The sequence below is a fragment of the Holdemania massiliensis AP2 genome, assembly GCF_000327285.1.
Taxonomy (GTDB): Bacteria; Bacillota_I; Bacilli_A; order Erysipelotrichales; family Erysipelotrichaceae; genus Holdemania; species Holdemania massiliensis.
The window spans coordinates 36,480-50,212 of the sequence record NZ_HE998569.1 but is presented as its reverse complement, the minus strand read 5'-3'; the positions used below and the strand labels follow the sequence as shown (position 1 = coordinate 50,212).

The 13,733-nt window shown below is 47.5% G+C and carries 9 protein-coding genes; all 9 read right to left on the bottom strand.

Features of this window, described 5'->3' with window-relative positions; all coding sequences use genetic code 11:
- Positions 1-7: 7 nt before the first annotated feature.
- The 9 genes from BN162_RS12645 to BN162_RS12605 all read right to left on the bottom strand — a co-directional run bounded on the left by BN162_RS12645 (position 8) and on the right by BN162_RS12605 (position 13,523).
- Positions 8-718 carry a polyphosphate polymerase domain-containing protein gene (locus BN162_RS12645; RefSeq protein ID WP_020225486.1) on the bottom strand — a complete coding sequence of 237 codons (711 nt, stop codon included), beginning with the start codon at positions 716-718 and terminating at the stop codon, positions 8-10.
- Positions 715-1,599 carry a hypothetical protein gene (locus BN162_RS18050; RefSeq protein ID WP_020225485.1) on the bottom strand — a complete coding sequence of 295 codons (885 nt, stop codon included), beginning with the start codon at positions 1,597-1,599 and terminating at the stop codon, positions 715-717. The genes BN162_RS12645 and BN162_RS18050 overlap by 4 nt, the downstream gene beginning before the upstream one ends.
- A gap of 947 nt (positions 1,600-2,546) precedes the next feature.
- Positions 2,547-3,335 (bottom strand): response regulator, encoded by a 789-nt coding sequence (locus tag BN162_RS12635; protein WP_020225483.1) that lies wholly within the window; start codon positions 3,333-3,335, stop codon positions 2,547-2,549.
- Positions 3,332-4,621, bottom strand: coding sequence for a sensor histidine kinase (locus tag BN162_RS12630; RefSeq protein WP_020225482.1), 1,290 nt, complete (start codon positions 4,619-4,621; stop codon positions 3,332-3,334). Before BN162_RS12630 ends, BN162_RS12635 begins: the two co-directional genes overlap by 4 nt.
- Positions 4,622-4,883: 262 nt before the next feature.
- Positions 4,884-7,757, bottom strand: a complete 2,874-nt coding sequence (locus BN162_RS18045) for a leucine-rich repeat protein (RefSeq protein ID WP_020225481.1) — start codon at positions 7,755-7,757, stop codon at positions 4,884-4,886.
- 381 nt (positions 7,758-8,138) lie between these two features.
- Complete coding sequence (locus tag BN162_RS12620) at positions 8,139-8,834, bottom strand: metallophosphoesterase family protein (RefSeq protein WP_020225480.1); 696 nt, start codon at positions 8,832-8,834, stop codon at positions 8,139-8,141.
- A 138-nt stretch (positions 8,835-8,972) separates the two neighbouring features.
- Positions 8,973-10,847, bottom strand: coding sequence for an ABC transporter ATP-binding protein (locus BN162_RS12615; RefSeq protein ID WP_020225479.1), 1,875 nt, complete (start codon positions 10,845-10,847; stop codon positions 8,973-8,975).
- A complete protein-coding gene (locus BN162_RS12610; protein WP_020225478.1) occupies positions 10,834-13,050 on the bottom strand; it encodes an ABC transporter ATP-binding protein in 2,217 nt (738 codons plus the stop codon). Before BN162_RS12610 ends, BN162_RS12615 begins: the two co-directional genes overlap by 14 nt.
- 14 nt (positions 13,051-13,064) lie before the next feature.
- Positions 13,065-13,523, bottom strand: coding sequence for a MarR family winged helix-turn-helix transcriptional regulator (locus BN162_RS12605; RefSeq protein WP_020225477.1), 459 nt, complete (start codon positions 13,521-13,523; stop codon positions 13,065-13,067).
- Between the last annotated feature and the right edge of the window lie 210 nt (positions 13,524-13,733).

The window sequence follows — 13,733 nt, the reverse complement described above, 5'->3', positions numbered from 1 at the left end:
CCCCCTTTTAATAAAATTCGGTATATCGCAGCCCGATTCGGCGCGCCATACAATATTTGCTGACTGACAATTCACTTTGGTTGCAGCTGCGGATAATATCCCGGACATACGTAAGCAGAAAATGATTATATTTTACTTCAAGAATCGTTTTCCACGGATCCAGCGCCGGCGCCAGCGCCAACTGCGGATCAAAAATATCATAGCGGAATTCATTCGCCTGAATATCACTGTCCAACGTAATTCGGATGCTGTTTTCCGGCAGCACATAGGCTTTGCGCCGATATTCAACCACCGTCTTCGGACGGTAATGCTCACGATTCAGAATCGCATAGCATTCAGCCGCAAAATCTTCACGATAATGCAAGAGCGGCTTATAATTTCCCTGAATCAACTGTTCTGCATCCTCGCGGCTCACCGGCAAGGAGCGCTTCAGCTGGTTGGCTCCCTGTTTTTGCTTCATTTCCAAAAAGGCCGTTTCATCCTCAGGATGATAGATCCGCAGACGCAGCTTCCGCCGTTGTTCAACGCCGTCTATCTTGGCGTAGAAATCCCGATCATTCAACGTATCAAAATACAAGGACCGCACCCGATACCCCCCTTGCAGAAGATCAGTATTATGCTGATCCTGATGAAGAAGAGCGTCCAGCTGACCCTCGAAACGCGTCCGCTGGCTCAAAGATATCAAAAATTTTCGCTCCTGTCTGAGCACTTCATTCATTCGCTGTCCTCCTTCATCATTTCCATCAGCGGCATCGACCAATGATAATCATGAACAATCCGCATTTCCGGAAAGGCTTGATCCACTTTTTCCCAAGCCGCTTCTGCAGCTGCAAGGCCTTTATTTCGGTATGTCTTATCTTCGGTCAGGCCATGTTTTCCGACTTCCTGAAATTCCAGAATACAGTGCAGAGCTTTATCATACTTCGCGGCCAGTTGAGCTTCAGTTTCGATTTTTTCAGCTTCCGCTCCGCAGTCATAATCCATAACGGCAACCTCATCGCAGCCATCCCGAATTAAAGTTTCCAGCTGCTGCGTCAAGCCCTGATCGTCATAATGACGGGGAATACACGCAATGAAGATCAAATCATGCTCCTGCGCAAAACGATAGGCCGCGATCATTCCGGAAACATAAAGCTTCATATTTTCTTCCGGATCTTTTTTCCAGCGTGAACGAGTATACGGCTCGACGTCAACCATCACGCCATCAAAGCGTTCTGCCGGCATTCTCTTTTTGTTATATTGAACCAGTTCTTCCAAATATTGAATCAACGATTGGCCCTCGGACTCATAACCCCAGTCCGTTTCCCCGACCAACGCATAGACTTTCACATTTTGCCCGTGCAGCTGCTTTACGAATTGGGCTGTCTTTTTATGTTCTATCGGAAGACCCAGTTCCTGATACCAGTCCGTGATTTGAAATTGATCAATGATCTCGCCGGCAATTTCAGGCTGCTCAATCCGTTCTTCCTTCCATTCAAACATGCCTTTGCGATGTAAAGGTGATTCAATATTCTTGGGTTTCGGTTTCAATAACTGAACCGCCGCCATGCTTATTCCCAGAATGGCAAACACCGCCAATCCCCATTTTCGCTTCCTCATAGCCTCCCCCTTCCTTCTGTCTTGAAAAGCTTACTTTTTGCGTTAATTAAAAATTTCAGTTTTATCTTAAGAGCGGCGGAATTCATCCGTCTTTTTTGTTCTGATTCGGCAAGAAATATGATCCATCCAGGCTGTCACAAAAAGTAAGCTTTAATTGACAGTTTGTTCAAGCAAGGACATGCCCCCTGTTCTGACTTGCTTCTCAAATCATTTTAGACAGAGACTCAATCTATCCTCTGCGATTGCATCAGAAATCAACCTTTATTAGTTTAATCCTTATTCCGTCCGTTCGCGATTGATTTTTTTGAAAGAATATCTCAGAAACAGTAATTTTTAAAGATCAGCCTCATCCTTCAAGCGCAATTTGGCACATCGTTGTTTTCATCTAACATACAGCTAACCTTGTTAGGCAAAGATTTTTTTATATAGCCAAAGCTCACGTTGATTATAACTTGATTAAAATATAACGAAGTCCCGGATCTTTTTCAAGAAATTGGCGTTAAAATGCAAATTCAGGCTTTCTAATTCATGAAACGAAGCTGATTGAACTGAAAATTTCAGCTCCTTCCGATTCATAAAGAGAATGGAACCCACGGGTGTCCTAGATTCTTGAGCATCACTTTCAGTGAGTGATTGTGACGCTTGATGATTCTGATCCATCCGATTCTTTTATAACCGCCGATGTGTTTTTACGGGACAAAAAAACAAACACACAGTCCCTGTTTCATCAAACCTGAAATGTTCGGAAAGGCAGATTGAGGTCAGTACAGCCTTTAGATTAAGTCGTTCCATCCCCATGTTTTGTTTGTCTGGGAACTCTTTTCGTCTGCCCGTGATTAAAATCGGCATTGATCTCACCACCTTTGTTTTTTATCTTAGCACAATGCCCGTTACAAACCCGTTACAAAAGACAGCTTCCAATGAAAAAGAACTCCCCTTGGAAGTTCTCAATCATTTTTGTATAAAACAGGCCCCAAGCTGAACTCAGCCCATTCATAACAGCATAAATAATCATGACGGTAGCTGTTAACAAACTGGGGATCACCCTCTAGAAAATGATAGCTGTCGCAGTCCAGCTTATTTGGAATAATCGCAAGGCTGTTCCAGGAGCGAAGCAGAATGTCTTCAATTCCAGCCGCCTGCAGCGCTTCCCGCAAGCCTTTCACCACAATCCGGAAATACCCTTTCTTGCGTGAGTCAATGGAAGCATCTCCCCACAATACCGCACAGGCTTCCGCCGCTGTCACGCTGATCCCGCGCCGGTCGATCAAATAAGCAAGCAGTTCTTTTGATTTGGATCGTTTGAATAAAACCAGATTTTCATCCACAAAGATATCAAAACCGCCGAATGTCTGCACCCTTATCTTACGGCGCGGTAAGACATCGCCGTAAATAAACGTCAGTTCCCGGCGCAGATCCTCCGCCATAACAGGTTTCATCAAATATCCGGTAGCATGCATCTGAATAGCGCCCAAAGCATATTGTTCATGACTGGTTACAAATATGATATGGGCTTCCGGACAGATATCTTTTATCATTTTTGCCAAAACAAGTCCGTTCATGCTGCCCAGCTCAATATCCAGAAAGGCTGCGTCAACCGAGGTGCTGCGGATATAGGCTAAAGCTTTGCTGGGAGCAGTAAAACAATGCAGCGTTCCCTGAGGTACAGCTTCTTTCAGGGCTTCTTCCAGAGCTTTTAATACGAAAGGTTCATCATCCACCGCAATCAAATTCATTCACTCTGCACCTCCTTGGGAATGACAACCGTGACAATAGTCCCCATGCCTTCCTTACTTTGCAAGGTTAATGTTCCTTGGCAGAGAATTGCCAAACGACTCCGTACATTTTCAATACCGATGTGCGACTGCGAATCCCCAGTAATGCTGTCGTTTGATATTCCAGGGCCGTCATCGGCAACACGAACAATGAAAGCTTGATCTGTTTCCTCTGTGCGGATGATAATCTGTCCGCCTTCCTCTCGTTTTAAAACACCGTGACGCACTGCATTTTCCACAATGGGCTGCAGCGTTAGGGAGGGGATGGAAAAATCTCGAGCGGTAATCTCATAAATGATGCGTAGACGATCCTGAAACCGCTGCTGTTCAAGCGCCAGATAATTTTCCGCATGATAAAGCTCTTGTTCAAAAGGAATCGGCGCCTTACTTTTTAACGCATCCATATTCCCTCTCAGGAAACAGGCAAAATCATGAATGGCTTCTTTCGCTTGTTTGGGATCTGCATCGCAGAGTTGACTAATCGTAGTTAGGGCATTGTACAGAAAATGCGGCTGAATTTGAGAAAGCATGATTTCAATTCGGGATTCCATTAATTCTTTTTCCTGCTGCTTCATCAGCAGATCCTGCCCAGACTGAATGTTGACAAAAATAAGCAGCAGCGCCAACGTAACGCCGACGTTGAGAACCGCAATTCCCCGAAAAAACATCTGCAGAACGCCGGCTACCAACGGTATAAAAATATACAGCAGGAAGAAAAATAATTCCCGGCGGGTTAGTTTTTTTCGGCACAAAATGACCAGATAAGTAAAAGAAAGATAACAGAATAACGGCACCCCTTGGGAAATCGCAAACAACGCGCCTCGTTGATATCCATTTTCGGTGATGCGGAAAAAAGCGCCTGTCCATGGACTGAGTACCGCAAAAAATATCTGGACTGCGCACAACAATGCAGCAACAGTTAAAAAACTTCTTCTTGCTTTGGCTGTCAGCTTTAAATATTCAACAAGATATTGGGCAAAAAAATACAGTAAAAAGGCAGAACTGACATAAAACAACAGAGAAAGCAAAGAAAGAATTATGCTCAGATTCTGTGTTGCAACATCTCGAATACACCAATCACCCAAATCTCCTATGATCATCGTGCCGTTGGCAATACTGATCCCTAAAAAGTAACGATTTAGCTTGTATTGATAACGCTGGTCATTCATTAGGTATATAATCGGAATCAAAGATAAGAATAAACAGAAAAGATCCAGCGCAATGTTGGCAATGATCAGATTATCCATAACCCATTCCCCCGATTCTCATAACCAAGCCGACAATATTATAACAAAACAGCTTAAAAATTGAATAGTAAGTCATGAAGATAAACACAGAGCTTCTGACCGCTCAGCAAAATTCTGTTTAAAATTGAAGCTTAATTTATACGTCGGAAATAGCTTTTTTGAGCTTGGGGTCGATCCTTCCCAATAAACGAAAAATCAGCGCAGCCGTTGTAGGGTTACGCTGATTAGAATTAAAATGGAAATCTTTGAAGCTGCGTTCAGATCAGCCTTGCGATTTGTCAATCTGACGCTTCAGGAACACGGCTCCGCCGATCAGAACCACAGCCGCAAACACCAGAATTCCAATCGCAAACGGGACGATGCTTCCGGTTTTTTTCGTTTCCGGTGCCGGATCTGCGGCTTTTTCCTTCACCTGTGCTTTCAGACTGTACTGATCGCCTTCTGCCGAATAGGTGCACGTTGTTTCTCCCACCTGCAGAGCTTTTACCGTGAAGCTGTCTTCGTTCTGTGTTACTTCCAGAATGGAGTGATCATATTCCCAGGTTCCGCCCGATGGGACAGGTTTTAACGTAGTTTGTTCACCAACCGTTAATGACAGCGAACCCGGCAGACCACTGATCTTCACCGGCACTTCCGAAAGTCCAATATAATCCGGCCAGGTTTTCAAAGTGATCGAAACTGTTCCTGACTTGACCTTCTTCGTTTCCTTCACCAACGTTTTATCCTGGCAGATCCACAGTTCCACTTCGGTTCCGTCTTTTTTATCCGTTGTGATTTCGACGGTCAGATCACCTTTGTACTTTCCGGCTTTAAGCTGCAGACGATGACCTGTGAGCCAGCCGGCAGCTTTTTGTTGTTCACGGATCGCGTCGCAGGCATCGCAGGTTCCTTCTTTATGCGGTAAATCAGCGGTTGTCGCCAGACTGGCATTGGTGGAAAAATCACCGCGGATCTCAAGCTGAGCTTCCTTGGATTTCAGCGTTTTGAATGTGTATTCCGGACCCGTTGCCGGGATGGCCTGCCATTCCAGCTGTCTTCCGCAGATGGTGCAGACTTTCTTTTTACTTCCAGCCTTGGTCGCCGTCGCCTTTTCAATAATAATCCAGTCACTCGGCGTATGCTCCGCGATTTCGGCCTTCGCCCCGTCGCCGTCCACACATTCGCGGTAATGCCACGTCGGATCGGACTGCATCGGCCCATAATCATGTTCATGTACCGGCTGAGGGGTTGGCGTTGGCGTCGGGGTTGGAGTTGGAGATGGAGATGGGGTTGGTTTCGGAGTTACCTTGATTGTCTTTTCCGCCCGCTGAACCCAGGTTCCCCAAGTGACATCACATTGATAGGTTCCGCCATGGCTGACCTGAGCCTGATCAATTTTTAGTGTTGAATTGGTTTGCGAGGCCATCGCGGTCCCGTTAAAACTCCATTGATACGTCACATTGATGCTGACTGGAAGCTTAACTGTCAGCTCCAGCGTTTCACCAGCCTGAATATCCTTGCCTTCAATGACCGGAGCTGCCGAACCGTTTGGCAGACCGGACAAATCTGAATATGCTTTGCCGTTTTCAAACATCAACAGAACCGACGGAACATTTTCAAAGGAATCTGCACTCCAATTCGGTTTGTTCTGCGGCAGGGCCAGAACTTTGAGTCCCGTGCAGTCTTTCAAGGCTTTCGCGCCCAGTTCTGTCAGCTTAAGCAAATTGACTTCGCTGATCGACGTGCAGCCCACAAAAGCTCCCTCACCGATCGTTTGGACCTTGGACAAATCAATCTGACTCAATGATGAGCATTGAGCGAAGGACCGCTTGCCGATGGCGCTTAAACCTGGATTCAAGTTTGTCTGTGCTTTCAGCTTCAGTGAGCTGCAGCCTTCAAAAGCGGAATCACCCAAAGAGGTCACCTGCGATAAATCGACTTCGCCAAGCTTGCTGCATTGATCGAAAGCGCTGGCTCCAATGGAGGTAACATGCGATAAATCTACAGTAGTCAGACTGCTGCAGCCATAGAAGGTCGAAGCATTAATTGTTGTATAATTTTCATTCAATCCGGTTCCGGCTTTTAATGTCAGCTTTTCGCAGTTCTTAAACGCACTGGCACCGATCTCCGTAACCTGAGACAGGTTGATTTCTGATAGATTTTTACAGCCTTCAAAAGCGAATTCACTGATCTGCTTCAGCGCTTCGTTGAATTGCGTATTGGCCGCCAACGTCAGCTGTGTACAGCCGGAAAAAGCTTTCTTTCCCAGCGCTTGTACCTGGGAAAGATCCACAGCCCCTAAAGCGGCGCAGTCCGCAAAAGCACTCTCGCCGATGGACGTAACCTTGGACAAATTCAAGGATTTTAATTGGGTGCATCCGGCAAAAGCCTGATCTTCAATCTTCATTAACGTATTGGGCAGAACAACGTTCTCCAGCTTCGTCATGCCCTGAAACGCCTGCGCTGAAATCTGGGTCAAAGATGTCTTTTCCAAATTCAGCGTCTTCAAATTCGTTAAGTTCGCACGAATATACTTGATATCGTCGTCATTCATGGCGCCTTCGATGAACAACGCCGCAATCTTTTCCGGTTTTACCTGTCCCTTTTTGATTCTTGTTTCCAGCTCGCCGGCCTTCATCGTCAGCCGCACATAGTTCTCCGGCAGCGTCGTTGGCTGAAAACCCGTCACCGTCACGATAATTTCCGGCAGACTGGCCGTTTTGCCAGGAAGATATCCCGCGCTTAATTCGGCAATGAACGTATAATCCTGAACCTTGGAAGGATCATACGCATCCCCTTTGTTTTTCCACGTTACCTTAATTTCCGCTGCCGTGTTCCCTTGTGAATCGATACCGGTCAGAGTCTTCGGCAGATTCAGCTTATTCTCCGGCGTGCCGACAGCCACACTTTGTTTTGCGATGGCAGACGGCAAAGGATCAAAGGAATCAATCGTCACCTCGCCGTGAGTTTGAGATGTTCGTTTCTTTGAAAGATCGAGATTCGTATTCCAATTCAGGGGCTCCGGATCCGCAAAATGAATTGAAGCCTGATCCTTCTGTTCTGTTGACGGCGTTTGAGCGGCAACAGGCTGCAGCGCGAAGAACATGCCCAGCGACAATCCTGCGATCAAAATCGAATGCCCTCTTTTCTTCTTCATGATATCCCTCCTTTGCATTCAAGTTATTCGGAAACCCTCTGTTATGTGATCCATCCGGTACTGACCAACAGGACTCTCCCATTCGAAAATACCGAAAAAATGCTGAATGATTCCTTTCAGCAGAGATCCTCAAGTTCTATGATTCTATTTTATGATTTCTGCTTTCGAGGATCATTTCGTTCATCAGTCTTTGCAGAATAGGTTCAGAGTTCTTTCCTAATTTTATTATACACGGTATTTTTTCGGTTGGATGCTGCGCCGGCGCAAAGTCATGGAAATGTAAGACTCTCATTCGTTTTTTGAAATTTTTAATTCTGCATCTTTCACTTTGTATTCATAGAAAACCCGCAGAACTCAATTTGCGGGCTGACAAGAATGAAATCACAGGCTGAATTCTTTAATGTTTTCGAACATGATTTCTAATTGATCCATTTCTTTTTCGGTATGATAATGTCCGGCATACCATTTTCTATAAGTGAGTTGGTTTTCAATCTGATTGAGCCACTGTTCCGTTGATTTATCGACCTGACTTTGATCGACACCTTCTAAAAACACTTCTGTAGGCTCATATTTTAACGGTACAGTATGACTCAGGACGACATCGACATTCCAATTTTGTTGTTCTAATTGCCGCTGGACATCCTGCTTTATCGCATCGGTTGGCTGTTCGTCCGGCCACCAGCCGAATCCATACATTAACCGAGTCCACTTATCCACACTGTAGGCCCCGCCGATGACTATCGTTCGTTTTCCATCCAGATCAAAGAGCTCGCCATCTTTGGCAAAACAGAGATGAGGATACTCCGCTTCCACGTAAACCTGACCGCCGTGCCATTCTTGAAGTTGATAGCCTGCGATGGTCTGAGGCCGTTTCTCATGGTTGCCATGGATGCAGAAAAGCGTGATCGGAAGGGAACTGAGAAACCGCTTCTTTTCCTGATCCCGCAGTCCTCCGCTGAAGTTAATTCCAGCGTCGCCGAGAATGATCAAAATGTCCTGAAGTTTTGTCTTCTGACTTTTACAAAACTGCTCGACCCGCTCAAACCGGCCATGCGTATCGCCTGTAATATAAATCATCTTTTCCCTCCTTGCCGGGCTGGCTTTACCCTTATCCAGCTTCATGATATTCATTTGAATTATCGATGTCAAGCGTTTGTTCCGCTATAAGAAAAGACCTGGCCGTCAGACCAAGTCTATAATGAAACTGAGTGATGATTATTCACAATCTTCAAACTGTGAATTATACAGGGAAGCGTAGAATCCATTGTCCGCCATCAGAGAATCATGTGTTCCGGCTTCGACGATGTCGCCTTCTTTCATAACCAGAATCAGATCGGCATCCCGAATCGTTGACAGACGGTGAGCAATGATGAAGCTTGTCCGGCCTTTCATCAAGGTTTCCATCCCTTTCTGAATCAGAACTTCGGTCCGGGTGTCTACAGAGGAAGTCGCTTCGTCAAGAATCAGAATCTTCGGATCCGCCAGGAAGGCCCGCGCGATTGTCAACAGCTGCTTCTGACCCTGAGAAATATTGCCGGAATCGCCGTCGATCATCGTCTGATAGCCGTGATCCAGCGTCCGGATGAAGTGATCGACATGTGCTGCCTTCGCCGCCGCGATGACTTCCTGATCCGTCGCATCCAGCCGTCCGTAACGAAGGTTCTCCATCACCGTTCCGTTAAACAGCCAGGCATCCTGAAGCACCATGCCAAACAACGAACGCAGATCAGACCGCCGGTAATTGCGGATATCCTGACCATCCACATAGATCGTACCGCTGTTCAGTTCATAGAAGCGCATCAGCAGCTTAACAATCGTCGTCTTGCCGGCGCCTGTCGGACCGACGATCGCCACGCGCTTGCCGGCATTGATGAACATTGAGAAATCATTGATGATGATCTTATCCGGATTGTAGCCGAAATGGACGTTTTCAAAAGTAACCTGTCCCTGAATCAGGGATTTTCCATGCCGGTCGCGAACCGGAACCGGATTTTCGGTTTCTGCTATTTCTTCTTCTTCATTTAAGAATTCAAAGACACGTTCCGCCGCCGCGGCTGTGGACTGCAGCACATTTACTGCCTGCGACAGCTGATTGATCGGCTGGTTAAAGTTGCGGACATACTGGATGAACGCCTGAATATCACCGATTTCAATAGCGCCCTTAATCGTCAGCCAGCCGCCTAAGATACAAACACCGACATACCCGATATTGCCGATCAAGGTGGTCAGCGGCTGCATCATGCCGCTTAGAAACTGAGATTTCCAGGCTGAATCATACAGCTTCTGGTTGTGCTCACTGAATTCTTGAATTGAACGGGCCTCGCCATTGAAGGCTTTCATGACGATATGCCCGGAATACATTTCTTCAATATGTCCGTTTACCGCGCCCAAAGCCGCCTGCTGACGAGCGAAGAAACGCTGCGAACGCTTGACGATCTGCAGAACCAGAATTGCCGAAAGCGGCAGGACACAGAAGGCCATTAAGGTCATTTCCCAGCTGATCGACAACATGATGATCGTAAAGCCGATGAGCTGAACCATAGCGGTAATGATATTAGCCAATGATTGATTCAACGTTTGCGATACCGTATCGACGTCGTTGGTCGCCCTAGACAGAAGATCACCATGGGAATGCCCGTCGAAGTATTTAAACGGCAGCCGGTCAATCTTTTCCGCCAGCGCTTTGCGCAGATCATAGGAAGCCTTCTGCGCGACGCCGGCCATCAGCCAGTGCTGGAAATAATTAAACAAGGCGGATAAGCCGTACAGACACAGTAAGAAAATCAGAATTTCAGCGATCCGGCCGAAGTTGATTCCCCCTGTACCAACCGCTTTGGCATGCAGTCCAACGGCCAGCTCCGTCGTCGCTTTGCCGAGTATCTTCGGTCCGACAACGGTCATCACCGTGGCCACCGCTGCAAACAAAATGCCAAAGAACATCGACAGCGAATAAGGCTTGATATAGCGCAGAAGCTGTTTCATTGTCCCATTGAAATCTTTGGCTTTTTCGCCTGTGCCGCGCATTCCATGACCCCCGCCCATCGGACCGCGGCGCATCGTCGGTTTCGGATTATGTTTAGTGTTCGTCATGACCCAATTCCTCCTTTGACAGCTGCGAATACGCAATTTCCTGATAGACTTCGCAGGTTTTCATCAGCTCATCATGCGTGCCGATGCCGGCGATATGGCCTTTATCCATGACCACGATCTGATCCGCATGCATGATCGATGAAATCCGCTGAGCGACCAACAGCACAGTACTGCCGGTCTTCTCACACAATTCATTCAAAGCCTTTCGCAGCGCGACATCGGTCTTGAAGTCCAGCGCCGAGAACGAATCGTCAAAGATATAGATTTCCGGATTGCGGACTAACGCACGGGCAATTGACAGCCGCTGCTTCTGACCGCCGGACACATTGGTGCCGCCCTGAGCGATCGGGGAATCATAACCTTCCGGCTTGGAATCAATAAATTCACTGGCCTGCGCAATTTCCGCAGCGCCCTTCAGCTGCGGCCAGTCGGCATTTTCATCGGCATAGCGCAGATTGGATTCAATCGTCCCGGAAAACAGCATGCCCTTCTGCGGAACATAACCAATTTTATGCCGAAGTTCCTGCTGACTGACTTCCCGGATATCTACCCCGTCAACCTCAATCGAGCCGGCTGTGACATCAAAGAAACGCGGGACCAGATTCACAATCGTCGATTTGCCGGAACCGGTCGAGCCGATAAAAGCTGTCGTCTGTCCCGGACGAGCTAAGAAGGAAATGTTTTCTACGACATTTTCTTCAGCGCCCGGATAGCGGAAGGCAACATCTTTAAACTCCACATAGCCATGCTGAGCAGGATCGAAAGCCTTCGGCTGTTTCGGATCTTTGATAGAAAGATCACAGTTGAGCACTTCCATGACCCGCTTGATCGAAACCGCTGCCCGCGGCAGCATGACAGAAACCATCGTAATCATCAAAAACGCCATGATAATCTGCATGCTGTATTGGATGAACGCCATCATGTTGCCAACCTGCAGCGTTCCCATATCAATCTGATGACCGCCAACCCAGACGATCAGAATGCCGACGCAATTCATCACCAGCATCATCATCGGCATCAATAAAGCTAAGGTCCGCTGGACAAAGAGATTGGTTTTGGTGACCTCGTTATTGACCTTGTCGAAGCGCTTTTCTTCATGTGCCTGGGTATTGAAAGCCCGGATAACCGGCAGACCGTCCAGGAACTCACGCAGAACCGCGTTCATCTTATCGAGCAGCTTCTGGATGATTGAGAACTTCGGCAGAACAACCGCAAAGGCAATGCCCATGATCGCCATGATAATCACAACCACTAACGCAATAATCCAGGTCATCGATGCATTCGTATTGAGCACCTTGATAATCGCTCCGATGCCGATGATCGGCGCGTAGACGACGATCCGCATAAACATCACCAGAACCTGCTGAATCTGCTGGACATCGTTGGTTGTCCGGGTGATCAGCGTGCCGGTGGAGAACTGATTGAACTCCGCCGAGGAAAAGTTCTCAACCTTGCTGAAAACCGCTAAGCGCAGGTTGCGGGAAACGCCGGCGGCGATCCGCGATGCCAAAAACGTGACGACAATCGCGCAGACCGTGCCGAACAAAGCAACCCCCAGCATACGCAGACCGCTGCTGAAAATATAGTTGAGCTGAATGGAATCAGTATTGATGCCGATCGCCCGATATTCCATTTTGACAAATTGAGCCGACGCTACCGTTGAAGCATTCTCAGCCGCATCCTGAATGCCGGCGTTGATCTGCGTCATAACCGCGTCGAATTGTTCCTGCGGCATCTGCGAAAGCAGGGAAAACAGATCTACGTCCTCCGGCAGATTCAATTCCTGAAAGGCCTCGGTTTCTTTAAAGCTCGGAATTGTCAGAACAATCATTTCCGCTGGCGACAGTGCCGCGCTCAGCTGGCTGCGCTGCTCCTCCTCCAGCGAATTCAGGAAATAAACCGGCTCCTGTTCGGCCGTCGGGGCTTTCTTGATCTGCTGAGCACTGGCCTGACCTGCCTCGACTAAAGTATAGCTGGACTGAAACAGCTGCCGGTCTTCTTCATTCATAAACAGAAACAGCTTTTCCGCTTCGCTCTCCCGGATGACTTCCGGAACCGCGCTGCTGATCCCGCTGCTTTGAATTCCGACATCGACGATATCGGCCATGTAATCCGGCAAAGCCAGTTCACATTGAGCCTGGGCAAACAACAGCACAATGACCGCCGCGATGGATAACGCGAACGGCTTAAGATATTTGACCATAGGTTACTCCTTTCTCACATTTCCTTAGAACCGCAGTTCGCAGGGTTTTGACAATAATCGACCGTCCGCTCCAGAATTCGGACCAAAGCCAGACTGTCGGCTTCGCCCAGATAGCGGAAATACGCCCCGATCTGTTCGCAGAACTCCTGTTCCCGCTGCTGCATCAGCTGACGTCCCTTTTCCGTAATCTGAATGTAGACGCTGCGCCGGTCGCTGTCAAGAATGACCCGTTCCACCCAGCCTTGCTGCTCAAAGGAGCGGATGCCCTGGGAAACGGCGGCTGGACTGACATGAAAATAATCCTTGATCTGACTCATCTTGATCATCCCTTCAGGATTGAGATGGATAATGCCATGCAGAATCATCATGTCGCGGGGGTTCATCGTCAGTTTCTTCCGGCCGCGGGGTTCGCTGCGCTGACGAAAGACATAAGCCAGCCGCAGAATCTTCTGAGCGATTTCCTGTTCATTCACGTCGATCACCTCTTTTGTTTTAATAGTTAACCACCTTAATATTTAACTATGTGAACAGATTATACTCCACTCTCTATAAAATGCAAGCGTGTTTTTCATGTTTCCTACAAATTGGGGAAATTGACTATTTTGTGTAAAAAATGTCATATTGTCTTTTTTTGTTTTTCAAGTTGCACCATGAAGCTGCATCCAGCCAAATACTGCAGAATT

Coding starts and splice junctions, on each gene's coding strand:
- BN162_RS12645 (WP_020225486.1), bottom strand. CDS start 718: ATGAATGAAGTGCTCAGACAGGAGCGAAAATTTTTGATATCTTTGAGC.
- BN162_RS18050 (WP_020225485.1), bottom strand. CDS start 1,599: ATGAGGAAGCGAAAATGGGGATTGGCGGTGTTTGCCATTCTGGGAATA.
- BN162_RS12635 (WP_020225483.1), bottom strand. CDS start 3,335: ATGAATTTGATTGCGGTGGATGATGAACCTTTCGTATTAAAAGCTCTG.
- BN162_RS12630 (WP_020225482.1), bottom strand. CDS start 4,621: ATGGATAATCTGATCATTGCCAACATTGCGCTGGATCTTTTCTGTTTA.
- BN162_RS18045 (WP_020225481.1), bottom strand. CDS start 7,757: ATGAAGAAGAAAAGAGGGCATTCGATTTTGATCGCAGGATTGTCGCTG.
- BN162_RS12620 (WP_020225480.1), bottom strand. CDS start 8,834: ATGATTTATATTACAGGCGATACGCATGGCCGGTTTGAGCGGGTCGAG.
- BN162_RS12615 (WP_020225479.1), bottom strand. CDS start 10,847: ATGACGAACACTAAACATAATCCGAAACCGACGATGCGCCGCGGTCCG.
- BN162_RS12610 (WP_020225478.1), bottom strand. CDS start 13,050: ATGGTCAAATATCTTAAGCCGTTCGCGTTATCCATCGCGGCGGTCATT.